Source organism: Pseudoalteromonas sp. MB41, from assembly GCF_020966275.1.
In the GTDB taxonomy this organism is placed as follows: Bacteria; Pseudomonadota; Gammaproteobacteria; order Enterobacterales; family Alteromonadaceae; genus Pseudoalteromonas; species Pseudoalteromonas lipolytica.
Window position 1 is genome coordinate 303,819 of sequence record NZ_JAJJZF010000002.1, and the last position, 25,547, is coordinate 329,365.

The following is a 25,547-nucleotide window of genomic DNA, read 5'->3' on the forward strand; positions in this document are numbered from 1 at the left end:
CAAAAACCAAAAAAGCCACGATAAACGTGGCTTTGTTGGATAAAGCTTAAACTTTTACGGTTCTATTATAAGAACTTACCTAGCGCTTTAACTTGGTCTAGCATGCGGTTTGAGAAACCCCACTCATTGTCGTACCAAGCCATCACTTTAACAAGCTTACCATCTACTTTAGTTTGCGTAGAATCGAATATTGAAGACGCTGGATTGTGGTTAAAGTCGATAGAAACAAGCGGTAATTCGTTGTACTCAAGAATACCTTGCATTGCACCTTCTGATGCGGCTTTAACTACTTCGTTGATTTCAGCGGCTGTTGTTTCACGCTTAGCAACAAATGTTAAGTCTACTAAAGACACGTTAATTGTCGGTACACGCACTGCCATACCGTCAAGTTTACCCGCAAGTTCAGGAAGTACTAAACCAACGGCTTTAGCAGCCCCTGTTTTCGTTGGGATCATTGACTGTGTCGCACTACGCGCACGGTATAAGTCTGGGTGATAAACGTCAGATAGATTTTGATCATTTGTATAAGCATGAATGGTTGTCATGCTACCTTGCTCAATACCCACTGTGTCGTTGATTGCTTTTGCAATTGGCGCTAGACAGTTTGTTGTACACGATGCGTTTGAAATGATGTTGCTGTCAGCGTTTAATACGTCGCTGTTCACACCATGAACAACCGTCGCATCCATATCAGTACCGGGTGCAGATACGATCACTTTTTTAGCGCCCGCTTCAATGTGCTTTGCAGCAGCTTCGCGCGATGTGAATAAGCCAGTACATTCTAAAACGATATCTACATTTAGTGCTTTCCACGGTAAGTTGGCAGGATCACGCTCTTGTGTTAGGGTAATTTCGTCGTTACCAATTAACATGGTGTTTTCAGCAAGTGTTACTTTTTGAGAAAATTGACCATGTACTGAGTCAAATTGCGTTAAATGCGCGTTAACATTTGCTGGTGCTAAATCGTTGATGGCAACGATTTTGATTTCGTTGTTTTGAGCTGACTCATAAAGGGCACGTAATACGTTACGACCGATACGTCCATAGCCATTAATTGCAACATTAATCATTCTAATATCTCCCGTTAATTATTTTACTTCACTTGCTTGGCGAGCAAGCGCTTCAATGGCTTGCCAGTCTTTGTTTTCAATAAGTTGTTTATCTAACATCCACGTACCACCCACACAAATAACATTGCTTAATGCAAGGTAGTTAGGTGCGGTTTCAAGGCTAATGCCACCTGTAGGGCAAAAAGTCACTTGCGGTAAAGGACCGCCAATTGATTTGAGCATCGCGGTGCCGCCCGCTGCTTCTGCAGGGAAAAACTTTAAGAACTTAAAGCCATGGCTTACTAACTTCATTACTTCACTGGGGGTTGCGGCACCGGGTAAAAATGGAATGTCAGACTCTTTAGCCAGTGCTAATAATTCGTCGTTTACACCTGGGCTCACCATAAAGTCAGCACCGGCTTCAACAGATGCATTAAATGTCGCTTTATCAACCACAGTACCTGTGCCTACGTATGCTTCTGGTACGGCTTCTTTCATTAGCTTTACTGCCTCTGCCGCAATCGGTGTGCGCAAGGTGATTTCTAATGCTTTTAAGCCGCCGTTATAAAGCGCGCGTGCTAGCGGTGCTGCATCTTCAAGTTTTTCGATTACAACAACCGGTACCACAGGTGCCGATGATAAAATTTTCTCAATGCTCATTGTATGTTCCTCATAGCCCAGTAACGGCGTATTATTATTCTAAACCGAAGGCGCTTGCGCCAAGGTCTGCACTACTTACTATATTTCTGAAACCTGCGAATAACTCTCGGCCTGTACCGTATGTTTGGCTCGGTTGGCTAAGTTGTAATTCACGTTTTGCTAATTCTTCATCACTTACATGCACCTTTAATACACCCGCTGGTGCATCAAGCGTTATCAAATCACCTTCGTGAATTTTAGCAATCACACCACCTTCAACCGCTTCTGGTGCTAAGTGAATGGCTGCAGGCACTTTACCTGACGCACCCGACATACGGCCGTCTGTTACGATAGCCACTTTGTAACCTTGGTCTTGTAGCGTTGCCATCACAGGTGTGAGCTTATGAAGCTCAGGCATCCCTTTTGCTTTTGGCCCTTGCTCTTTTAAAACAGCAATAAAGTCGGTGTTAAGTTCACCACGGCTGTACGCTTCTTGTAGCTCACCTTGCGAGCTGAATACTTTAGCTGGTGCAGATACAACTTGGTGCGACTCTGCAACCGCTGATACTTTAATAACCGCTTTACCCAGATTACCCGTTAATAGTTGTAAGCCACCTTGTTTGCTAAATGGATTATCAATTGGGCGTAATACTTCTTCGTCGTGTGATTTTTCTGGACATGCAACCCATTTCACTTTGCTTGGCCCTGAGCTATCCGTCATGATCACTGAAGTATCTTTATCTAGCATTGGCTCAGTTGTATAGGCCTCTAAGCCATCACCTACTATGGTTTTTACATCGTTATGTAAGTAGCCTTTGCTTAATAGCTGCTTCATTAAGAAGCCCATGCCGCCAGCGGCTTGGAAATGGTTCACATCGGCTGAACCGTTCGGGTAGATACGTGTAAGCAGAGGCACAACCTCTGACAAGTCAGACATGTCTTTCCACGTCAGGATCACACCTGCCGCTTTAGCAATAGCCACTAAGTGAATCGCGTGGTTTGTAGAGCCACCTGTAGAAAGCAAGCCTACAAGACCATTAATGATCGTTTTTTCACTGACGACGTCGGCTAGACAGTTTGCATCTTTCGTTTCAATTAACTGTTTCAACATTGTTTCAACAGCATGGCCTGTTAAACCATCACGAAGCTCTGTGTAAGGGTTAATGAATGAGCTACCTGGAAGGTGAAGACCCATAATTTCCATTAACATTTGGTTAGAGTTTGCCGTGCCGTAGAATGTGCAAGTACCTGCACTGTGGTATGACGCGCTTTCAGCTTCTAAAAGCTCTTCACGACTAACCAAACCTTGAGCAAACTTTTGACGAACACGGGCTTTTTCTTTGTTAGGGATGCCAGACTGCATTGGCCCTGCTGGCAAGAAATACGTAGGTAAGTGACCAAAAGATAACGCACCAATTAATAGCCCTGGGACAATCTTGTCACACACACCTAAACAGAAAACACCGTCGAACACATCATGTGATAAAGAAACCGCAGTAGACATTGCAATCACATCGCGTGAAAACAATGACAATTCCATACCATCACGACCTTGCGTAACACCGTCACACATGGCTGGTACGCCACCAGCAACTTGAGCGGTTGCATCATACTTGGTAGCAAGGTTTTTGATGATTTCAGGATAATCTTTGTAAGGCACATGCGCTGAAAGCATGTCGTTATAAGAATTGATAATCGCTAAATTAGGTTGCTCATCTGCTTTTAAACGAGCTTTGTCATCACTGCTACAGGCAGCCATAACATGGGCGATATTACCACAACCTAAACCGGCACGGACTCTTGTTTGTTTTTTTGCGTGCGCGATTCGCTCTAAATAAGCTTGGCGGGTCTCTTTACTGCGTTCGATAACGCGTTCGGTGACTTCTTGAATACGAGGATGCAACATATAAATTCGACTCATCTCTATAGTTAGAGGATAAAGGCTCAGTGACAATTAAAGACTCCACGAAAATAATTGCACTGAGCATCTTTGATTTACCCGTTCAAAGGTACGCTGACAGGCTGTCTCTCACAACCAACCTGACACCGGTGTCACTGTATTAACTCATGACTGTGACACCGGTGTCAACCCTATCTGTTAAATTTAGTTTAATTTTTTAAAGTGACCAAATAATGAACAGTACTATTTTAGCTTAGTATGAATAGAATTCATGCAAAATCATGAGAAAGAGATTTATTGAATGATGACACTAATTAGAGTTAACTTATTAATAAACAATATATTAGATGTTTTATATGAACGGTTTATAGATCAAATAAAAAAGCCCGAAAAAGCGTCACTCAATTTCGGGCTACTGTGAAAAACAAGATGAAATTTATTTAATTGCTGCCGTTGACTCACGAGTAATCAATTTTGCTTCCAAAGTCACTTGATATGGTGACTCCTGTGGCTCACTAATATGGCTAATTAATTGTGTTACTGCTTGGTGTGTCATTTCTTCGACTGGTTGAGCAATGGTGGTTAAACCAGGCCAAATATGACGCGCAATGGGGGCATTATCAAACCCTGCTATCGAGATATCATCGGGTACTTTTAGCTGCATTTGTGTTGCTAATTTAAGAACCGCAGCAGCCATGTAATCATTTGATGCAAAAACAGCTGTCGGGCGTGGGCTTAAATCTAAAATAGTGCGCGCACTATCAACACCTGAATGGTAACTAAAGTTACCCTCTTCGACTAAACGCTCGTTAAACTCAATGCCATTAGTAGCAAGTGCGCGACGATAACCTTTAAAGCGCTGCTCTGTCGCACTGTGATCCGGGTGACCTTTAATAAACGCAATTTCTTTGTGGCCGAGCTTAATTAAATGTTCTGTTATTTCAAAAGCACCTTGCTCATCATTACTGCGTACAGAAATAGAATCATCCTCTAGCACGGCTGATGCAACACGGGCATACGGAATTTTTTTCGATTTTAAAAATGTAACAAGTTCAGCAAAATCTGAAAATGGAGGCGTTAGAACAATCCCGTCAAGTCGTGATGTTTGAAGTAACTGTTCTATATTACTGATCAGCTCTTCACCACGTAATTCACACGGGTGAATCAACAAATTATAATTGTGTTCATGACACGCAGCTAACGCACCTGTTTGTACCCGCGTGATATAACTCTTACTTGGATTATCGTATAAGCAACCAATAATAAAACTACGGTTCTGCGCTAACCCTCGTGCGATAGGGTTTGGTGTGTAATCAAGCTCTTTAAATACTTTTAGTACTTTTTCGCGTGTAGCATCACTCACGTTTGGCTCATTATTAAGCACACGAGACACTGTTTTTTTAGAAACACCGGCGTAGCTGGCGACACTATTAATGGTTACTTTTTTCATCCGATACTCATCCAACGACACTCCTTGGTTACGCGTTACTATTTACATGTAAACACGCAGCAGCACCAACCAGTGGAATGTTGTCTTGTGTTACAAGCGTAACAGGGATTTGCGACGTATATTGCGACATAATACCTTTATCAGCAAAACGCTCAACAAATCGACTAGATAATAACCGTTGTTGCATACGAGGTAAAATCCCACCACCAATAAATACACCCCCTAAGGCGCCAAATGTAAGTGAAAGATCACCCGCAACACTGCCAATCCAATCACAGAACTGGTTAAGTGTGGCTTCGCATACTTCGCACTGGCCTGTGCTTGCCAGCTCGCTTATTTGCGCCGCATCAAGGTTTTTAGCTTCAATACCTTTAACAGCGGCCATTGCGCGATATAAATGGGCAATGCCTGGACCTGAGAAAACAGTTTCTACAGATACATGGTTTAATTGCTTTTTAAGCTCTTTAATTAACTCACGGTCAAGTTCGGTCACTGCCGCAAGCGTAATGTGCCCTGCTTCACAGCTTAATACAGCACTGCCCTGCGACGTTCTCACTAAACAAGCAGCACCAAAACCCGTACCGGGTCCCATGACAGCAATATTTGCATTGTCATCAGCTTGTCCAGCTTTCACTGCAACATTTTTTGAATCATCTAAATAAGGTGCAGCATACGCAAAAGCAGCAAAGTCATTAATGACTTCTAATTGCGTAAAAGCAAATTCATTTTTAAGGTCGGCAACACTAAAGTGCCAACCTAAGTTAGTAAGGTGTACTTGTCCAGCTTTAATTGGACCCGCAACGGCTAAACATGCTCGCGACGGTTTTGCATACGAAATATGATTAAAATAATGTGATATGGCGCTTTCAAGTGAACCAAAATCTGCGCTTGGAAATTTAAGATTTTGCTCGATAACGAATTGATTTGTTTGTTCGTTAAAGTCTGTGATTAAGGCAAAACGCGCATTAGTGCCACCAATATCGGCAACGAGAATGGGATCAAATTCTGTGTTAGGCTGTGTGTTCATGTTGTTTTCTCTATTTGTCTAAGCTTTTTGCCGCTTATTCTTATATTTTTCAATGGCCTAGCCACTGTATTTGATAATACTTTGAGCTATCCTCTCAAAGCAGCTATCTTTAGTATTAAAAAAATGCTGCCCAAATAAATGGGCAGCCAAATACGTTTTGACAACAAAATGATAAAACAGTGACATTATGACACCGGTGTCAGCTTTGAATCAATAAAAATTTTCATTATTTACCCATGCATACGTATTTATTCACTAAAATGACAGTGTAGGTATGGATAAAAAGTAAAATAAATGCTTGCTTATTAACGTATTTCGCTTTGCTGTGTGACTCATCACAAATTGCTTGAAAAAAATAATAAATAGCCGAAAATGGCACTCACTGACACTGTAACTTGGTAACCATATGAAAGGTAAGGCTACATCATTTGACATTGCACACTATGCAGGTGTGTCTCAGTCAACCGTGTCTCGCGCACTCAGAAATAGTCCGCTGGTCAACGAAGAAACACGTCGACGAGTTCACGAGGTCGCAAAACAGCTTAATTATAAAGTAGATAAAAATGCCAGTAACTTGCGCACGCAACAAAGCAGCACCCTCGCGCTGTTACTCTTTGAAGATCCTACATCGGATGAGTCACAAATAAATCCTTTCTTTTTGGCCATGCTTGGCAGTATTACGCGTGCTTGCGCAAAAGAAGGCTACGATTTATTGGTTTCCTTTCAGTCAAGTAGCTCTGATTGGCAAGCCGACTATGAAGATAGTCACCGCGCTGATGGCCTTATATTACTTGGCTATGGCGACTACTTAGACTATCAACCCAAGTTTAGAACCTTAATTGAGCAAAACACCAAGTTTGTTTGTTGGGGAGCCAGTGTAGATAACCGCCCTGACTTAACGGTTAGCTGTGATAATTATGGTGGCGGAAAAATGGCGGCGCAGCATTTACTGGCAACCGGTCGCACCGATTGTGCTTTTATAGGTGATGCATCAGACCATAGCCCTGAATTTTTTGCTCGCTACCACGGCTTTAAAGATGCCTTTTTGGCAAAAGGGATTACTCTTAGCGAACGAAAAATGGCCAATGCAATTTCTACAGAAGAGTCAGGTTACCATGCCACTCGTTCACTGATTGCTAATAATATTCGCTTTAACTCGCTGTTTGCTGCGAGTGACTTAATTGCTATTGGTGCTATTCGGGCTTTAAAAGAAGCAAAAATCAACGTGCCCGACGATGTTCATGTTGTAGGGTTTGATAATATTGCTGTTGCGAGTTTTGTTAATCCACCGCTAACAACAGTACAGCAAGACACCACACTCGCAGGGCAAATGTTAGTTGATAACCTTTTAAAACTAATTCGAGGTGAACCGGTTGAGAACACCCTACTCCCGCCGCGTTTAATCATTCGAGGTTCAAGTATTTAAATCGCTAGATAAGGGCTCTTAAGCGAGTCAATCTCTAGCCTTTTTCATTCACTGACAATTCAACCACCATTAAAATGGCTTTTTTTTCGATTTACCCAAGACTATTACCGCGAAAAAGCAGATAATTACACCTATTATGATGAAAACGCTATTAGCAAGCTTTTAAAGTTTGTAGTAGCTAAGCGCACTAAGGTGGAATTTTTTAATGGAAATTAAAGTTAATTTTCTCGACAACCTCAGACTTGAAGCCAAGTTTGATGACTTCTCTGTCATCGCAGATCAACCTATACGCTATAAAGGCGATGGTTCAGCACCAAGTCCTTTTGACTATTTCTTAGCGTCTTCTGCACTGTGCGCCGCTTATTTTATTAAAGTGTATTGTAACTCTCGTGATATCTCGACGGATGGTATTCGTGTTGCACAAAATAATATTGTTGATCCTGAGGATCGTTACAATCAAATATTTCAAATTCAAGTCGAATTACCAGAGCACCTATCCGAAAAAGATCGCACGGGTATTTTGCGCTCAGTAGAGCGTTGTACAGTAAAACGTGTTATTCAGACAGGCCCTGAATTTAAAATTGATACCGTAGAAAACATTGAAGCCGATGCGCAAGCAATGTTAATGGCAAAACCTGATGAAGATCATAACACCTTTATTTTAGGCAAAGACTTACCGCTTGAAGAAACCATCGCGAATATGACCGCGATACTCGAAGACTTAGGGATGAAAATAGAAATTTCATCTTGGCGCAATATTGTGCCAAATGTATGGTCGTTGCATATTCGTGACGCCGCATCGCCTATGTGTTTTACCAATGGTAAAGGCGCAACCAAAGAAAGCGCACTGTGCTCTGCGCTTGGTGAGTTTATAGAACGTTTAAATTGTAACTTCTTCTATAATGATCAATTTTTAGGTGAAGAAATAGCAAACAGTGCATTTGTTCATTACCCAAATGAAAAATGGTTCAGCCTAACCGACGATGACTCCCTGCCTGAAGGTATATTAGACGACTACACACGCGACATTTATAACCCCGATGGCGAATTATGTGGCTCTCACCTAATTGATACTAATTCAGGTAACACAGCGCGCGGAATTTGCTCTATTCCTTATGTGCGCCATTCAGATGGTGAAACCGTTTATTTTCCATCAAACTTGATTGAAAATTTATTCTTAAGCAATGGTATGAGCGCGGGTAATAACTTTGCAGAAGCAAAAGTACAGTGTTTGTCAGAGATTTTTGAACGGGCCGTTAAACGCCAAATAATTGAGCAAGAAATTGCTCTTCCAGATGTACCTGACGCAGTCTTAAATAAATACCCAAGCATTGTTGCTGGCATTAAAGGCCTTGAAGAACAAGGCTTTCCTGTTGTTGTTAAAGACGCATCACTGGGTGGTCAATTTCCGGTTATGTGTGTCACGCTAATGAACCCAAAAACAGGCGGTGTATTTGCCTCGTTTGGCGCGCACCCAAGTTTTGAAGTCGCATTAGAGCGCAGCCTTACAGAACTTTTACAAGGTAGAAGCTTTGAGGGCTTAAACGATGTTCCTAAACCGACCTTTAATAGCATGGCCGTGTCGGAGCCAGAAAATTTTGTTGAGCACTTTATTGACTCAACAGGGGTTATTTCATGGCGCTTCTTTAGCGCGAAGCATGATTTTGAGTTTGTGGAGTGGGATTTCTCAGGCACAAACGAAGAAGAAACCGCGAGCTTATTCGGTATTTTAGAACGCTTAGGTAAAGAAGCCTACATTGCAGAGTTCTCAGATCTTGGTACTGCGTGTCGTATATTAGTCCCTGATTATTCTGAAGTTTACCCAGTCGAAGATTTGATTTGGGATAACACTAATAAAGCCCTAAATTTCCGTGAAGATATTTTAAATCTGCACCGTCTAACTGAAGATCAACTGGCTGATTTAGTTGAGCGATTAGAAGAAAGTGAGTTAGATAACTATATCGATATCATTACGCTAATCGGTATCGAATTTGACGAAAACACGGTGTGGGGTCAATTAACAATTCTTGAGCTTAAGTTATTAATTTACCTAGCATTGGGTGATTTAGAAGCCGCTATGGAGCTAGTTGAAGCCTTTTTACAATACAACGACAATACCCTTGTTGAACGAGGTCTATATTATCAAGCGATGCATGCAACACTGGAAGTTGCGCTTAGCGATGACCTAGAAATTGAAGATTACATTCACAACTTTACGCGTATGTTTGGTCAAGAAACCATGGACGCCGTGGTTGGCTCGATTAATGGGGATGTTATGTTTTATGGTTTAACCGAAACAAGTATGAAACTTGAAGGCTTAGACAGACATCAGCGTTTAATCGACAGCTACAAAAAGTTGCACGCAGCGCGAGCAAAAAAAGCAGGTTTATAAGGCACAATCAGACACAATCATTTTGCTGAACTGATAAATAAAAAAACCGCTGAGGGTTAAAGCTCAGCGGTTTAATTTTAATATTTAGATGCTCAATTTACTTCAAAGCATCTTCGACAACAGGGTAATGATCCCACACATGCTTATCGCTTAAAGAGCGAAGTAATTTAATGTACTCTGCATGCGTCCACGCAAGTGGTGTCGCTGAGTTCGTCCCTTCGCCTAACTCATAGCCAGCTTTATTGTTACCAACACCATCCCACACTTGCTCAGGTAACATCATGCCTTCATTAGCAAATGCTTCCATGCCTTTTACATACGTGTTTTTGATCGTGTTTTGTTTCATCGCATTTAAGCTATTGCTGGCATTTGCTGCGGCAATTTCATAGTGACCGCGTTCACCCGTGAAAAACGGCCATACTCGCCCACGCTGACCTGGGGTATTATTCCCCCCTTCTGCGTAGTTATTGCCCGTTACTTCGTCTTCGCCGTAACCATCATTACCATAACGGCGGTAGCCTGGGAATGACCCAGAGCCATCAGCAAAGTTAAAGGTATAGCGCACTTGTAGGTTATCAATTAAGCTTTCGTCATCATATTCTGGAAGCGTTTTTACAATGCTTGGTGCAAGCGCATCACGAACACCGTAGCGAACCAGCTCTAAAAACCCTCCGTCCAAAATTTGCTTTTTGTCGAAGCCATCACGACCATTATTCGCATTAAGCGTGGTCGATGAGTTTGGATCTTTATCTTGGCCAATGCGAATGAAATATTCTCCATCGGCATTGTCTGATTTTAGGTTACCTTGCGTGGTAAACATGGTGCTTTCGATTTCACTATTGTATTGCTTAGCGGTTTCTAAGTAACGCACTGCGTTTTTAGTATCACCTGCTTTTCTGGCAATATCAGCAGCAGTAACTAGGCCCGCTACAACAGCAGCAGTCGTAGAAGGAGAGTAACCGTTTTGTTCTTCCCAGCGCTCTTGCTGCGTTGCGGGTGGGGTGATTTGTGTATCATTCCACAGAATCTTTGCAAGGCCACCATCTACCAAAAAGTCAGCCGCTGGTTTGAGCATTTTGCCATACCACTGTGTTAACTCTTGGTCGCTAAGTACGTCGGCTTGATGAAGTTTCCATGCAAGCATAATTGGCATAGCCGTTTGGTCAAGTTGCACACCAACCCATTCAAGTTCACCATCAACGTGTGTTTTTTGTAAGAACCAACCAGTGTCTCCCCCGTTACCAGGAGTCCGAGCGGTAACTTGTACTTTTTCTAAATATTCAAAGGCTGTCTTAGCTGTTTTAGTATCGCCCATGGCCATAAACGCCATAGCCACCTGATAAAAGTCACGTACCCAGACTGCTTTATAGCCTGTAGAACCTGTTTTAGCTGAGACCGTTTCACCCCATGGGTTTGATAACGACGCAATTAGTGCCCCCGCATGCGTTTTATCTTCTTGCGCCTTTAATACCATGGCACTGGTATAAAGTAATTTGCCATTATCAGCGGTACTGCTAGTTAATGTGCTAAGGGGCTCAAGGCTTGCTAAGTAATCTTGCCAACCAATTGCATCACCTTTACCGTTATAGGCATCTAGTAACTTTTGGTAACCTTGACTTAAGCTTGCTTGACCTTCTTTTAGGCTCGCAGCTTCTGATTGACCAAAACTTAGTGCTAAATCGAATGTTGTATTAGTTGAAATATCACCCAGTTCAGCAAGTAAACTAACGTTACCCGATTGCTCACCGGTATTTTGGTACGTTGTGCCAAGTGATTGCGACATTTTAAGTTCTTTTAAACCGTCACTTATGCCCGTAAAACCAACCGTTGCCTGTTTGAATGGCTGACTAGCTTGCAGTGATAAGAAATTATCGTCTTGCCATGCGACTAAGCCTTTATCAGTTACTTTAGCAAAATCGTCTAGGCCGTTATTATCAATATAAGGGTTCACATTCACATAGGCTTTAACGCCTTCTAAATCGGTATTAAATACGCTGCGTACAAACAGAGTTTGACCGTTTGGATCAGTGAAAATATGCTTTTCTAAAGAGAAACGACCTTGCTTATCTTTGCTTACCACTTTATAGGCAAGTGAAAGTGGCCGACCTGCTTCATCTTTGTATAGATAATCAATGCTGACATCAAGATCATCATTTTCTGTCACAGTAAAATCTTTGCCTACCACAACAAATTGCATATCTTTAATTTGTGCTTGGTGAATAAGACCAAACATGGTTTCAGTGATCATGCCTTTGGCAATTGAAAACCACACTTTTGACACTTTACCAGTCGCAGCTGAATCATCATAATGACCCGCTTGATATTGCTCATAGGATGTGCCAATACCTGTTTTACCTGAATAAGCCCAAAATGGCTCAACACCGGGCGCGCCCGGGGCTGAAATCTGCGTTAACGCTGTTATTGATACAGATTGCTCAGAGCTACAAGCCGTTAAACCTAAAGCAATAAAACTTGCCGTAATAAGATTAATTTTTTTCATTGTGTGTCCTTATTATTGTTGCTTAACGCGAAGTACAGCGAACGCTGCCAGTACGAGCGACACAGCACCTAGCACTAACGCATAAATGGGTTGGTTATCGAAGAAGTGGCGTAAAATCAAGCCTAAAACACTCGCCGCAAGTAACTGTGGGATAACGATAAAAAAGTTGAAAATCCCCATGTATACCCCCATTTTTTTAGTGGGTACAGAGGTGCTTAACATGGCATACGGCAGTGATAAAATAGATGCCCATGCAAAGCCTACTCCTATCATGGGCCAAATAAGTAGACTGGGGTCTTTAATAAAGATAAAGCTGGCAAGTCCCAAGGCCCCCAGCACTAGATTGATTGCATGCGCCAGTTTTAAACCACACTTCTTAACGATGACCGGGATACATAATGCTGCAATGGCTGCAAACCCGTTGTACGCTGCAAACAAAACCCCAACCCAATCGGCTCCGTTGTTATAAGCCAGTGAGCCTGTGTCACTACTGCCGTAATGAAAACTGGTTACCGCTGAGGTTGTATAAATCCACATAGCAAACAGTGAAAACCAGCTAAAAAATTGCACTAAAGCCAGTTGCTTCATTGCCTCAGGCATTGTGAATACATCATTTACTACTTGATAAAAGCCACCAGAGGTTGCATTTTTAGCTTTTAACGCTCCCGCAATGAATTGAATAACACCAAAACTAATTAAACCACCCGCTAATAAATAAAGCTCTTTTTCAAGTGATAACCCCGTAACAATACCCAGCACCACGATACCAAGCACAGTAAAAATAACCGCACCTTTATTAAAGTTTACATTACTGTGAGTGGCGTTCTGTGCGTCGCTGTGTTCTTGTTCATTAAAGCTTTCAAGCTGTTCTGGTGAATATTCTTTGGTGGTAAATATGGTCCAAAAAACGGCAACAAGAAGTACAACTGCACCAAAGTAAAATGAAAACTTTACCGAATCAGGAATTTGACCCGCAGGTGCAGTGTTAGCAATATCAAACCAGTTTGTCATCATCCACGGTAAAGCAGAGGCAACAACCGCACCAATACCTATAAAAAAGCTTTGCATGGCATAACCAGTTGCACGTTGCTTCTTAGGTAGGTTGTCGCTTACCAGCGCACGGAAAGGCTCCATAGTGACATTAATAGAGGCATCCATAATCCATAGCATCCCCGCAGCAATCCACAGGCTGGGCGAATTTGGCATAATAAATAACGATAACGTTGTTAAAATTGCACCGTAGAAAAAGAATGGACGACGACGGCCTAGTTTATTCCATGTTTTGTCGCTCCAGTAGCCAATAATAGGTTGAACAATTAAGCCTGTTAGCGGTGCGGCAACCCACAAAATAGGGATGTCATCAACATTCGCGCCAAGGGTTTGAAAAATGCGGCTCACATTACCATTTTGTAATGCAAAACCAAATTGGATACCGAGGAACCCAAAACACATGTTCCATATTTGCCAGAAGCTTAGCGTTGGTTTGTTATTATTCATAATCAGCCTTTAGGGTATATACTGCGCTGCTTAAGCCGTTCAGTTTTAATTGAATGGGCGCCTGTTTTGTTAGGTCAGAAATAACAATGTCGGCATGACTTTCTAAGTTATCGGTAAGGGTAAGTGACGTGTGATTAAGCGTGGGGAGTTGCGTTGCATTAAGTGTAAATGACACAGTTTTAGACGCTTGTGAGAAGTTACTCACTACCAACACCAATTGCTGACCTAGCTTGCGGGTAAAGGCTATTACTTGCTCTGAACCAGTTAGCTCAACTGCTTGCATGTCACCGCCCACAATGGCAGGTAACGTATTAAGTGACATTAGTTTTGTGTAATAGGCGCGCAGTTCTGCTTGTTCTTTCGTTAATGCCCCACCATCAAACTTTCCATCATTCATCCATGCTTGATGCGCTGGCACACCCACGTAATCAAAAATACTGGTACGGGTTGGGTCACCAAATCCAGCCTCTTCAGAGCCATCTTCACCCACTGCTTGGCCAAAATACAGTAATGTCGGCGAGCGAGTCATCAGTGTTGATACCACCATAGCTGGCTTCCCTTTTTCGCTGCTACCCGCAAAATCAGGACTAGCAATACGTTGCTCATCATGGTTTTCTAAAAAGTGCAGCATGTGCTCTTCAATATCGGCCACTTCGCTTTGGATATCAAAAATACTAGTGGCAGGTTGCTTACCTTGCATAACAGCTTTAACGGTATCGTAAAAACCAACTTTGTCGTAAAGGTAGTCCATCTTGCCTTGCTGAATATAAGGACGATAAAGGCTTGGGTTGTACACTTCAGCTAAAATAAACGCATCCGCTTTTTGCATTTTGATAGATGAATTTAAAAAACTCCAAAACTCCACTGGCACCATTTCGGCCATATCATAGCGAAAACCATCCACGCCTTTATCTAACCAGTAAAGCGCGATATCACGGAATTTATACCAGCTATTTGGTAAGTCTTTGTCTTGCCAGAATGCATAGTGAGCGCGGTAGTCTTTACTCGCATAATCAGCTGGCAACGTTGGAAAATCATAACTGCCGTCAGGCTTAACACCGTAGTTAATTTTTACTGTTTCGTACCAATCATTAATATCTGGTTTTGCTTCGCGAGCTCCATTACCCGTCCATTTAGCGGGCGTTTCATCAAAGTGATTGTCAGCAAGTGGGTGTGGCTGCCCACCTAAAACTTGGTAATCTTCACTTGTAGGTACTTGGAATGATTGACCTGTGACATAGTAAAAGTTGTTATCACGTACGTAAGCTTGTGTTGTATCGTCTTCAGCACCAAAGTCTTTAATTCCTTTTGGTTTTGCTACTGAGTCATAATTACGCGCCACATGATTAGGCACAATATCGATGATGACTTTCATGCCATGCTGATGCGTACGTTCGATAAGCTCTACAAACTCTTCTAGCCGACGTTCAGGGTTTATCGCTAAGTCAGGGTTTACATCATAATAGTCTTTAACAGCATAAGGTGAACCTGCTCGGCCTTTTACAACGTCAGGATCATCTTGCGATAAGCCGTAGTGTGTATAGTCAGTCACTAACGCATGACGTGGTACGCCAGTGTACCAAATGTGGGTAGTACCAAGCTCTTTTATTCCCTTTAATGCTGCGTCATCAAAATCAGCAAATTTACCCACTCCGTTTTCTTCAAGCGTCCCCCATGGTTTATTTGTGGTGTTTGTATTACCAAATAAGCGGGTAAACACCTGATACACGACGGGCTTCGAGACTGTTGCATGTGTTTGCTGTTTTTGTGTGTGCTGTTGTGTTGTTGCTTCATTACCACAGGCTGCTAAACCTAAAATTGAAGCCACGACTAATGCAGTTAATTTATATGTTGTCATCACTACTTCATTATTCTGTAAATATCAGTTAATACTAATGTTAAGGGCTACTCACGGACAGTAAATGCATACGTATTCACCCTAAAACTCACAATTATTCAAGTTCAATTAAGCGTGCTTGCATGGCTTTTAAGCGAATAGGCACAGTTAAAGTAACAGATTCGTTGCTCATTAAGTCGACCCCCGTTTGAGTGTTTTTAAGTACTTCTTGCATATAACTGACATCCCACTCAAGGTCATGTAGGTTTTTATTCAATAACACCACAACTTTTTCACCATTGTGCTCGCGCACATAGCTGTAAACACCTTGCTTAGGTGAAAAATGCATTAAACTCCCTTCACTAAGCGCGGGCTTTTCTTTGCGCAGCTTCAGCAATGTTTGCATTGTGCTTAACATGTCTTTTTGGTCTTTAGAGAGTCCTTCACCGGTAAAGGCATTGACTGTATGTGCTCTAAAACCACCCGGGAAATCAATTCGAATATCGCCATGGTCGTTACTTGGGGTATTATCTAATAGCACCTCTGTGCCGTAATAAATTTGTGGAATTCCGCGTGTAGTCAACAGTAATGTCATTGCCAATTTTGTTTTAGCTAGATTTTGACCCAGCTCTGTATAGACACGGCTCATATCGTGATTGTCGGCAAACACTAAAATATTATCGGTATCTGCATATAAAAAATCATTCGCAAGTGATTGGTATACCCTGACCCAGCCCGTGTTCCAGCTTTCTTGTTCATTCAGTGCTTTAATAAGCGCCTCTTGCAATGAAAAATCCATGACACTGGGTAAGTCTGAGGTATAACCATCTTGATTTATCTTTCCGCGTTGCCAGTACGATGCAATTGCAGGATTACTTGTCCACTCTTCACCCACAATATTAAAATTGGGGTATTCGGTCATAATCGCTTTAGTCCAATCTGCTAAGAACGCTTTATCTGAGTATGAATACGTGTCGACGCGAATGCCGCTCAAGTTAGCGTATTCAATCCACCAAATGGCATTTTGAATAAGGTAAGTCGACAATAACGGTTGACGCTGATTTAAATCAGGCATCGACTCAACAAACCAACCATCATTAAATTGGCGCTTATCGTATTGGCTCGCATGTGGGTCTTGAATTGTTTGACGGGCATGCGTTGTGGCATTTTTACCTTTTTCAAACTGACCATCAAAGTTAACCCAATCAGCTGTTGGCATATCAGACATCCACTGGTGCGATGAACCAAAGTGATTAAGAACCATGTCCATCACTAAACCGATACCATGCTCTTTTGCTTTCACTGATAGCGTTTTATATAGCTCATTACTGCCCATACGCGGGTCGACCTTGTAAAAATCTGTGATTGCATACCCATGATAAGAGTAACTTGGCATATTATTTTCAAGTACAGGTGTTAGCCAAAGTTGAGTGACGCCTAAATTTTCTAGGTATTCAAGACTATTAATCACACCTTGAATATCACCGCCATGGCGCCCGCCTTTAAACTCAGGGTTTGCTGCCTCTTGCATTGAAGCAATACTATCGTTCGTTGGGTCACCGTTAACAAATCGGTCAGGATTTATTAAGTACAGTATGTCTTTACTTGTAAATCCTGGGCGCTTTGCACTGTTTTTATTGCGGGTATTTAACCGATATGTAAAGACAGTTCCATCCGACGCTTTAAAGCTAAGTTCACCTGCTTTTGCATTATCGCTGATGTTTAAATTCAGAAATGCGTAGTTAGCATTATTCGTTGTTGTAACCCCTTTAAACTCAACGCCTTTGTAAGGCAACATCTGCCAAGTTTGTTTCGCAATGTTGCCCTCGTGAAGCATAACTTGTAACGATTCGTTCTGCATGCCCACCCACCAGCTTTCTGGTGAGGCAGTGATTGCATAACTCGCTGTCGAATTTAAAAGCGTTAATACGGTGCTTACTGCAAAAATTGTATGTGTTTTTTTCATCATTAATTTTGTATTTTTTCTAAAAATTCACTGTGGCTGGGCAGCTGCTCAACCGTGCTATTAATCAAGGTTTTTAAATTGCTAAATAGCTCATTAAGCTGATTATCTGTTAAGGCATTTGTTAAAGGATGATAATCTTCAGCAATCAGGCCTTGCCCTATCAACACTTGTTGCCACGCGACTTCGGCAAATAACTCATCGTCTTCACGCACTAGCTTACCGCTGGTTTTATATAGTGCTATTTTCTTAGCAAGGCTGCTTGGAATATCCATGCCCTTACAAAGACGCCAAAATGGACTGTCGTCTCGCTCTGTAAGTTTGTAGTGGAGAATAATAAAGTCACGAATTCGCTCAAATTCTGTTTTACTTTGTTTGTTAAATTCATCCACTAAGTTTTGCTTAATACCTTGATGTGGAAAAAACTTGATCAACCGGATAGCTGCACTTTGAATTAAATGAATACTGGTTGACTCTAAGGGCTCTAAAAAACCACTCGATAAGCCAACCGATACCACATTTTTATGCCACTGCTTTAAGCGTCGACCCGTTTTAAATTTAATAATTCGTGGCTCAGTTAAGGGCTTAGCTGGCAAGTTGTTTAGCAGCTGCTGTTTTGCATTTTCATCTGATAGATATCGACTTGAATACACTAAGCCATTACCAACACGATGTTGGAGTGGAATTTGCCATTGCCAACCTGACTCTCTAGCGATAGAGCGGGTATAGGGAATGGCGTTGCTTGCAGACTCACTTTGGACAGCTACAGCGCTATCACACGGTATCCAGTGCGACCAATCTTCAAACCCCGTATTCAGCGTTTGCTCTATAAGTAATGCTCGCAGGCCGGTGCAATCAATAAATAAGTCCCCTTCAATCAGGCTACCATCTTCTAGCTTTAACGCATTGATAGACCCTGTTTGATCGCATTGACTTATCGTTTCTATTTTTCCTTCAATGCGATTAACCCCCCGCGATTGGGCTAATTCTTTTAAAAATTCACCATAGCGTGTCGCATCAAAATGATACGCGTAATGTAAGCCCGCTAATTGGGTATTAGGAATGTTTTTGAGATGGGCAAATTTATGCGCTTTTGCAGCTTGGTAGTTGAGAGAGAAATCCCAAAAGTCAGGGGCGTTTTGTGTTTGGTTTGCTTTCAACCAAAAATGATAAAATGCGCAAAACGGGAAGTCCTTACCTATTTCGCCAAAAGCGTGCATATAACTGTGCCCTTGGCTACGCCAGTTTTCAAACTCTATCCCCAGTTTAATGGTTGCACCAGTCGCCTTGATAAATTCTTTTTCTGAAATACCAAGAGCCCCATTTAAATGCAAAATAGGGGGAATACTTGCCTCACCAACGCCAACAGTGCCAATTTCGGCAGATTCAACGAGAGTAATATCAAGTGATTTTCCAAGCACTTTGTTGAGTAGTGCGGCGGTGATCCACCCAGCAGTTCCACCACCGGCAATCACAACTTTTGTTATTTTTTTTGCTTCCATAGTACACCTAACACCAATTTCAATTCATTGAGTGTAGCCCACTGATATAAAAAAGCCCTTGTAAAACAAATCACAAGGGCAATTTTCTATCGCTGTTTAAGCTAATTACAGCTTGTAGCTGAAACCTAACAGGAATGTACGACCGTAGTCTTGGTAATCACGTACTTGCAGTGCGTTATCACCTTGTAGAGACGTGAACGGCTCTTCTGTGATGTTTTGCACTTGGAAAGTAACACTCAAGTTTTCGAGACCTTGGATACCAGCTTCTGCAAAATCATAGCCGATTTGCGCATCCCAAATTGTTTCGCCTTTGATATCAACTTGCGTTGTTGCAAAGCCTAAACCATAAACATCGCCCTTAAAGTCGCTACGTTTACGCATGCTAGTACGCGCTTGGAAACCATTACGTTCAAAGTACACGGTCAAGCTATCGATTTGGTCCGATAATCCAGGTAACTCATAATCATTACCATTTTGGTCTGTAATATCCTGCTCAACACCAGTATGGCTTGCGATTAAACCAAAACCATCCAGTGAATCACTAAACATAGTGAACGGTAGTGTTAATGAAAGCTCATAACCCCAAAGATCACCTGACCCACCATTAACTTTACCAGAACCTGTACCTGTAGATGAAGCTGGGATTTCACCTGTAGATGGGTCCGCCACACCACTCATGTCGATTTCATATGTACCATCAAAAATCCACTGAGTGATATCTTTGTAGAAAAATGCTGCTGCAAAGTACCCTTCTTCATGGAAGTAGTTTTCGTAACTTAAATCAAAACCTGTTGCCTCTTTTGGCTCAAGTTTAGGATTACCACCTGACACATTCCAAAAGTTGCCATTTTCATCTGGCTGTTGACTGTAAGATGCGTTCACTGATGCATTCATTTCATCTAAACGCGCACGAGAAATCGTTTTCGCAGCACCAAAGCGTATTGTTTGCTCTTCATCAATTGCAAACGATAAGTTTAAGCTTGGTAAGAAATGACTGTAGTCATGACTGATGTCTGTTGGCGTAACAACAACGAGTCCATCCACCGTGTTTGCAGCAAAACCTTGCGAAGATTGCTCGGTTCTTACATAACGAGCACCAATATTACCTGTTACAGGAATAGAGCCAAGTTCAGCATTAATGTCAGCTTGCGCAAAAATGGCGGTTACTTCTTCTTGCACTGTCCACGATTGTGTTTTGTGTTTTTGATCCGTTAAACTTTCTTGTAAAAGGTTATAATAACCATCATTTACTAAGCCGTTCGTATCGTAAGCAACCATGTTACCCATACCGATAAAATCAAGGCTTGCACTTCCTAAACGATACTGTTCAGGAATTGATAACATACCTGGATTGTCTAAAGAGAAGTCTTTTAATGTCATGAAGTAACCTTCAGACACTTTACTCTTCTCACGGTCACGGTAAGACATACCAAATGAAACACGGCTGATATACGCGTTATCTAACACCTTGCTTGCAGCAAGTTTTAGTGTGCTTAATTCATCGTTGATTTCTGGTGCATTGATAAAACCATCTTGGGCTGTATTCTGATATGGCGTATCTGTCAAACCATACTTGTCATTCAATGCAGCGCTTGCACCCCATGATAAAGGACCACCTAATTGAATTAGATCATAATCACTGTAATCAAGATTATGTGAGAACTGCGCTCCGGTATTGCCACCGTCAAAAACATAACCAATCGTATCAGCAACACCATTTGCATCACCGCGGCCTGTACCTGAATAACTCTCGATACTCCAAATTTGACGCTCAACTTCTGAACGACTCGCATCAAACTCAACTGACCATTCGTCATTAATATCGTATTTAGTATTGAAACCAAACTGGGTTAGTTCTGCATTACGCTCTTCATAGTCGTTACGAACAACAACACGCTGGCCTTCTGTTACTGCACTTGTGATAAAACCAGAATCTGCATCTACAACTGCAGAGCTAGGATCGATTGTTCCTTGACCCCAAGCGAATGGTACTTCAATACCACGAAGGATTTTCTCGTCAGAAAAATCTACGTAAAGAGCATCAAATGTCATATTAAGGCGGTCATTCGGTGCTGCTTCAATAACGAGCATTGCTGAATCACGCTCAAGCGTTGATGAACGTACGAAAGGCTTTGCCCCACCTAAAATAGAATAAGTGTTACCATCTTCACCCGTAAATTCTGGATAACCCCATGAATTCCAGCGTTTCTCTTGGTTAGGTGAGCTCATTGTGTTGTAAGCAAATGCAACACCGATGGTGTCATCAGCAAACTGATCAATGTATGAAACCGTACCACGGAAACCTTTATCGTCACCGTCTGGGTTTAATTTATCAAAACCTGTTTGCTCATATTGGCCATTAAACATGATAACTTGCTCGCCTTTACTTAAAGGCTTAACAGTTTGCATGTCGATTACACCAGCAATACCTTCCGCTTCGATACCTGCGCTTGGTGTTTTGTATACCGTTACGCCGCTCATTATTTCTGATGGGTAAAGGTCAAACTCAACACCGCGGTTATCGCCAATTGATACTTGCTCACGACCGTTAAATGTTGTTGCACTTTCGTTTTCACTGAAACCACGCACACTTACGCGACTAGCACGACCATCTAGACGTTGTGCTGTAAGGCCAGGAAGGCGTGCGATTGATTCTGCAATTGATGAATCAGGTAATTTACCGATATCTTCTGCTGAGATTGACTCAACAACTTCAGGAGTGAAGCGTTTCGTGTTAATAGATTCTACAACACTGCCACGAAAACCTTTTACTTCGATAACTTCAACGTTATCGTTTTTTGTTTTTTGGTCTTCTTCTGCAGCATACGCTACAAAGCTATTTAAACCTGCGGCTGTTAAAGCCAGAGTTAATATACTTGGTTTGAACATAGACATGATGTTTTCCCATTACCCAAATTGTAATGTCAACGCCTTGCAGTTATTCATGATAGCAATAGCTGTTAATCGCTGACTGATTTTGTTGTCAACACGAATATTAACGCTCAGATTATTTTCTTAACAAATTTATGCATACGTATTCAGACTAGACGATGCAAACAAAAATTAACAACAAATTTACACGCAGATGTTGTAATGCATTGTTTATTAATCGTTTATTTATAAAACAGAGACGTCAAATGTGAATGAAACATTTTTTATCCAACGTCGTATTGTATTGGGCACAAATACGTATGGAGCACGCCTCTACCTAGTTTATATAAAAGTTGAATGTCATTTAAAAAAGGTAAACGAACGCAAAGTGTTAATTGGTCTTACCAAAAATATTTTGCACCTTTATGGTGAAAGCCAATTAAATTATGCACCACGTAGGCGCGTTGTTTGGTATCACTCTAAACGGCAAAAATTGGTAAATAATTTACTCTTAAAAATAATCGCTGTAAAAGTGGACTCAATCCCTTAGTTTTACAACGCTGGCAGATGAAATTACCGTGCATACGTATGCAGAGTTTTTACAGCATCCCACCCTTCACGTATGCTTTTGACATTCTGGCAACATATTAATAAGCGTTGCCCTAGGGTTTACATACACTGAGTGTCACGATGGAGAAAAACATGGCTCAAAAGCAGTGGTATAAAGGTGCGGTTATTTATCAGGTTTATCCGCGCAGTTTCCAAGACACCAATGGCGACGGCATTGGTGATATCAAAGGTATCATTGATCGCATTGATTACATTAAAAGCTTGGGTGTGGATGCTATTTGGGTTTCACCTTTTTTTAAATCACCCATGAAGGACTTCGGATACGACATTAGTGATTACCGCGATATCGATCCTATTTTCGGTAACCTCGACGATTTTGATGAATTAATTGCCCAAGCGCATGAGCGCAATATTAAAATCATCATCGATCAGGTATTGAGCCACACTTCAGATCAACACCAGTGGTTTCTCGATAGCCGTGAAGATAAAAATAATGATAAAGCTGATTGGTACGTGTGGGCTGACGCAAAACCTGACGGTACTCAACCAAATAACTGGCTGTCTATTTTTGGTGGTCCTGCATGGCAATGGGAGCCACGTAGAGGGCAATATTATTTACATAACTTTTTTGCTGAACAGCCAGATCTAAACTTCCATAACCCTGAAGTGCGTAAAGCCGTCCTTGATAACGTTGAGTTTTGGCTGAAAAAAGGCGTAGATGGCTTTCGTTTAGATGCCATTAACTTCTGCTACCATGATGCATTATTACGCGACAACCCCGCTAAGCCACCTGAGAAACGTCAAGGTCGAGGCTTTAGCGAAGACAATCCATATGCATTCCAGTACCACTATTACAATAATACACAACCTGAAAACTTAAGCTTTATGCAGGATATCCGTGCGTTATTAAATAAATACCCTGGCACAGTAGCCCTTGGTGAAATCTCATCTGAAGACTCACTAGCAACAATGGCTGAATATACATCGGGTGGCGATAAGCTTCATATGGGATATAGCTTTGAATTACTAACAAACGATTACAGCGCTGAGTATATTCGTAACACAGTAAGTACACTTGAAGAACGAATGACAGAAGGCTGGCCATGTTGGGCGTTTAGCAACCACGATGTTGAGCGTGTTGCGAGTCGCTGGAGCAAAGGGGATAACATCAACCCTGACCAATGCAAAATGTTAACAGCACTTCTTGCATCACTTCGCGGTAGTGTATGCATGTATCAAGGCGAAGAGCTTGGATTAGGCGAAGCAGAGGTTGCATTTGAAGACCTACAAGACCCATACGGGATAACTTTTTGGCCTAATTTTAAAGGTCGAGATGGTTGCCGCACCCCTATGCCATGGGATGCAAGTGATATAGAGCAAGCGGGGTTTTCTACAACAAAGCCGTGGTTACCTGTGGGTGAGCAGCACAAAGCAGTTGCTGTAAGCGCACAAGATGATGACAACAACTCCATTCTAAATGCATACCGTGAGTTTATGGCTTGGCGTAAAGCGAAAGATGTACTGCTAGAAGGAAGCATCGAGTTCATTAATACTGATGAGCCAGTACTTGCATTTTATCGCAGCCTCAACAGCACTAAGATGCTATGTGTGTTCAATCTAAGTGCACAACGCGCTGAATTTACAACTACTGATGTAATAACGCAGCAGCACAATGAACTATCACATCACACTGCTGAATTAACAGATAATACAGTTACTCTGCCCGGGTTTGGTTGTTTTTATGCAACTCTGAGTTAATCATCAGTTGTATTGTGAGAAGGCCCTGCATTATGCAGGGCCTTTTTTCTTAATGATTTGTTGTTTTACTATTAATATAATCTGTCAGCGCGAATAGCACGCCCGAAACAACAAAAGTAACATGTATTAAAACCTTCCACAGTAATTCATCCGTTGAATGATTTGCCGAACTTATAAACACCTTTAAAAGCTCTACTGCCGATATAGCCACAATAGCGCTTATTAATTTCATTTTTAGGCCAGAGAAGCCCACTTTACCCATCCAAACGGGTCTGTCTTCATGGTTATCTATATTGAGTTTAGAAACAAAATTTTCATAGCCACTAAAAATAATGATTAATAATAATCCCGCTAATAAAGCGGTATCAACCAGTGTCAAAATACCAACCAAGAGTTCCTGATTGCTCGCTGTGAATGTATTTAAGGCCATGCTGTATAAGTATTTAAAAAACTTTAATAGTAGAATCACAACCGCAACTAACAAACCGATAAAAAACGGGGCTAGCAACCAACGAGAGCGGAAAATAAAAGTTTCTACGACTCGCTCTAGTGTTGATGGAACTTTTTTAGGTTTTGTTTGCGACACTGACTCTGACATAACTACACGCTCATTTTATTTTTAAAATTATGTGGATAATACGTGGTTTACAATGCCAATGACTAGTTTCTACAGACAAAAAAATGATTATTTTTTGCTTATCTTAACGATAAAAATATTTCGTTATCTTTTTTAGATATTTAGTTTATAAATTCACTCAAGCAAAGTGGATAACAGTTTGCGTTCCATTACTGCGCTTTTCGATGGCAGTAACTATTAATTATGTTGATTAGGAATAATTAAATGAACAAAGCATTGCTAGCACTAATTTTGGCACCTGTATTAAGCGTGTCAGCGTCATACGCAATCGCTAACGAAGCACCTGAAGCGTCACCAGAAATGATCAAAGAATTCACTGAAATGTGTTTAAACTGGGCAAAGGACGACGATATCAGCAATGAAGAATTAAAACCATACGTATTAAAATGTGTTAACGATGAACTTGAAGCTGAAGGCTTTAAGAAAGTAAAAGACGTACAAATCTAATTTATCGTTGATAGCTAATAAAAAACCGGAGTTGACACAATGATGTGCGCTCCGGTTTTTTATGTTCAGCTATTCTATTGCT

General features: G+C 41.5%; 16 protein-coding genes. 4 read left to right on the forward strand and 12 right to left on the reverse strand.

Annotated elements, in window-relative coordinates; all coding sequences use genetic code 11:
• Positions 1-65: 65 nt before the first annotated feature.
• The 5 genes from gap to glk all read right to left on the reverse strand — a co-directional run bounded on the left by gap (position 66) and on the right by glk (position 6,065).
• Complete coding sequence (gene gap, locus LPA49_RS04995) at positions 66-1,070, reverse strand: type I glyceraldehyde-3-phosphate dehydrogenase (protein ID WP_036968813.1); 1,005 nt, start codon at positions 1,068-1,070, stop codon at positions 66-68.
• A gap of 18 nt (positions 1,071-1,088) precedes the next feature.
• Positions 1,089-1,709 (reverse strand): bifunctional 4-hydroxy-2-oxoglutarate aldolase/2-dehydro-3-deoxy-phosphogluconate aldolase, encoded by a 621-nt coding sequence (locus LPA49_RS05000; RefSeq protein ID WP_036968816.1) that lies wholly within the window; start codon positions 1,707-1,709, stop codon positions 1,089-1,091.
• Positions 1,710-1,743: 34 nt separating this feature from the next.
• Positions 1,744-3,594, reverse strand: coding sequence for a phosphogluconate dehydratase (edd, locus tag LPA49_RS05005; protein ID WP_065979841.1), 1,851 nt, complete (start codon positions 3,592-3,594; stop codon positions 1,744-1,746).
• Positions 3,595-4,024: 430 nt separating this feature from the next.
• Positions 4,025-5,038, reverse strand: coding sequence for a LacI family DNA-binding transcriptional regulator (locus LPA49_RS05010; RefSeq protein ID WP_036968823.1), 1,014 nt, complete (start codon positions 5,036-5,038; stop codon positions 4,025-4,027).
• Between the two features lie 28 nt (positions 5,039-5,066).
• Positions 5,067-6,065 carry a glucokinase gene (glk, locus tag LPA49_RS05015; protein ID WP_036968827.1) on the reverse strand — a complete coding sequence of 333 codons (999 nt, stop codon included), beginning with the start codon at positions 6,063-6,065 and terminating at the stop codon, positions 5,067-5,069.
• A gap of 406 nt (positions 6,066-6,471) precedes the next feature.
• Here glk and LPA49_RS05020 point away from each other — a divergent pair, with 406 nt between their 5' ends.
• Positions 6,472-7,491, forward strand: a complete 1,020-nt coding sequence (locus tag LPA49_RS05020; RefSeq protein WP_036968830.1) for a LacI family DNA-binding transcriptional regulator — start codon at positions 6,472-6,474, stop codon at positions 7,489-7,491.
• A gap of 205 nt (positions 7,492-7,696) precedes the next feature.
• Positions 7,697-9,883 carry an OsmC domain/YcaO domain-containing protein gene (locus LPA49_RS05025; RefSeq protein WP_036968833.1) on the forward strand — a complete coding sequence of 729 codons (2,187 nt, stop codon included), beginning with the start codon at positions 7,697-7,699 and terminating at the stop codon, positions 9,881-9,883.
• A gap of 97 nt (positions 9,884-9,980) precedes the next feature.
• On the opposite strand, the gene LPA49_RS05030 is transcribed toward LPA49_RS05025, so the two are convergent.
• The 6 genes from LPA49_RS05030 to LPA49_RS05055 form a co-directional block, all read right to left on the reverse strand.
• Entirely contained in the window at positions 9,981-12,383 is a 2,403-nt protein-coding gene (locus LPA49_RS05030) for a glucan 1,4-alpha-glucosidase (RefSeq protein WP_230235854.1), read from the reverse strand.
• Positions 12,384-12,395: 12 nt separating this feature from the next.
• Complete coding sequence (locus tag LPA49_RS05035) at positions 12,396-13,880, reverse strand: MFS transporter (protein WP_036968838.1); 1,485 nt, start codon at positions 13,878-13,880, stop codon at positions 12,396-12,398.
• Positions 13,873-15,738 carry an alpha-amylase family glycosyl hydrolase gene (locus LPA49_RS05040; RefSeq protein ID WP_230235856.1) on the reverse strand — a complete coding sequence of 622 codons (1,866 nt, stop codon included), beginning with the start codon at positions 15,736-15,738 and terminating at the stop codon, positions 13,873-13,875. Before LPA49_RS05040 ends, LPA49_RS05035 begins: the two co-directional genes overlap by 8 nt.
• Positions 15,739-15,832: 94 nt before the next feature.
• Positions 15,833-17,683, reverse strand: a complete 1,851-nt coding sequence (locus tag LPA49_RS05045; RefSeq protein ID WP_230235902.1) for an alpha-amylase family glycosyl hydrolase — start codon at positions 17,681-17,683, stop codon at positions 15,833-15,835.
• Between the two features lie 2 nt (positions 17,684-17,685).
• Complete coding sequence (locus LPA49_RS05050; protein WP_036968844.1) at positions 17,686-19,182, reverse strand: tryptophan halogenase family protein; 1,497 nt, start codon at positions 19,180-19,182, stop codon at positions 17,686-17,688.
• A 105-nt stretch (positions 19,183-19,287) separates the two neighbouring features.
• Positions 19,288-22,077: a TonB-dependent receptor gene (locus LPA49_RS05055; protein ID WP_075593643.1), complete on the reverse strand. Its 2,790-nt coding sequence runs from the start codon at positions 22,075-22,077 to the stop codon at positions 19,288-19,290.
• Between the two features lie 678 nt (positions 22,078-22,755).
• On the opposite strand from LPA49_RS05055, the gene LPA49_RS05060 reads away from it, so the two are divergent.
• Positions 22,756-24,381: an alpha-glucosidase family protein gene (locus LPA49_RS05060; RefSeq protein WP_036968853.1), complete on the forward strand. Its 1,626-nt coding sequence runs from the start codon at positions 22,756-22,758 to the stop codon at positions 24,379-24,381.
• A gap of 49 nt (positions 24,382-24,430) precedes the next feature.
• On the opposite strand, the gene LPA49_RS05065 is transcribed toward LPA49_RS05060, so the two are convergent.
• Positions 24,431-24,979: a TIGR00645 family protein gene (locus LPA49_RS05065; RefSeq protein WP_036968856.1), complete on the reverse strand. Its 549-nt coding sequence runs from the start codon at positions 24,977-24,979 to the stop codon at positions 24,431-24,433.
• A gap of 243 nt (positions 24,980-25,222) precedes the next feature.
• Between LPA49_RS05065 and LPA49_RS05070 the strand changes: the two genes are divergently transcribed.
• Positions 25,223-25,465, forward strand: a complete 243-nt coding sequence (locus LPA49_RS05070; protein WP_036968859.1) for a hypothetical protein — start codon at positions 25,223-25,225, stop codon at positions 25,463-25,465.
• Positions 25,466-25,547: the final 82 nt, after the last annotated feature.

Coding starts and splice junctions, on each gene's coding strand:
- LPA49_RS05035 (WP_036968838.1), bottom strand. CDS start 13,880: ATGAATAATAACAAACCAACGCTAAGCTTCTGGCAAATATGGAACATG.
- LPA49_RS05000 (WP_036968816.1), bottom strand. CDS start 1,709: ATGAGCATTGAGAAAATTTTATCATCGGCACCTGTGGTACCGGTTGTT.
- edd (WP_065979841.1), bottom strand. CDS start 3,594: ATGTTGCATCCTCGTATTCAAGAAGTCACCGAACGCGTTATCGAACGC.
- LPA49_RS05065 (WP_036968856.1), bottom strand. CDS start 24,979: ATGTCAGAGTCAGTGTCGCAAACAAAACCTAAAAAAGTTCCATCAACA.
- LPA49_RS05050 (WP_036968844.1), bottom strand. CDS start 19,182: ATGGAAGCAAAAAAAATAACAAAAGTTGTGATTGCCGGTGGTGGAACT.
- LPA49_RS05020 (WP_036968830.1), top strand. CDS start 6,472: ATGAAAGGTAAGGCTACATCATTTGACATTGCACACTATGCAGGTGTG.
- LPA49_RS05060 (WP_036968853.1), top strand. CDS start 22,756: ATGGCTCAAAAGCAGTGGTATAAAGGTGCGGTTATTTATCAGGTTTAT.
- glk (WP_036968827.1), bottom strand. CDS start 6,065: ATGAACACACAGCCTAACACAGAATTTGATCCCATTCTCGTTGCCGAT.
- LPA49_RS05010 (WP_036968823.1), bottom strand. CDS start 5,038: ATGAAAAAAGTAACCATTAATAGTGTCGCCAGCTACGCCGGTGTTTCT.
- LPA49_RS05070 (WP_036968859.1), top strand. CDS start 25,223: ATGAACAAAGCATTGCTAGCACTAATTTTGGCACCTGTATTAAGCGTG.
- LPA49_RS05040 (WP_230235856.1), bottom strand. CDS start 15,738: ATGACAACATATAAATTAACTGCATTAGTCGTGGCTTCAATTTTAGGT.
- LPA49_RS05030 (WP_230235854.1), bottom strand. CDS start 12,383: ATGAAAAAAATTAATCTTATTACGGCAAGTTTTATTGCTTTAGGTTTA.
- LPA49_RS05045 (WP_230235902.1), bottom strand. CDS start 17,683: ATGAAAAAAACACATACAATTTTTGCAGTAAGCACCGTATTAACGCTT.
- gap (WP_036968813.1), bottom strand. CDS start 1,070: ATGATTAATGTTGCAATTAATGGCTATGGACGTATCGGTCGTAACGTA.
- LPA49_RS05025 (WP_036968833.1), top strand. CDS start 7,697: ATGGAAATTAAAGTTAATTTTCTCGACAACCTCAGACTTGAAGCCAAG.
- LPA49_RS05055 (WP_075593643.1), bottom strand. CDS start 22,077: ATGTCTATGTTCAAACCAAGTATATTAACTCTGGCTTTAACAGCCGCA.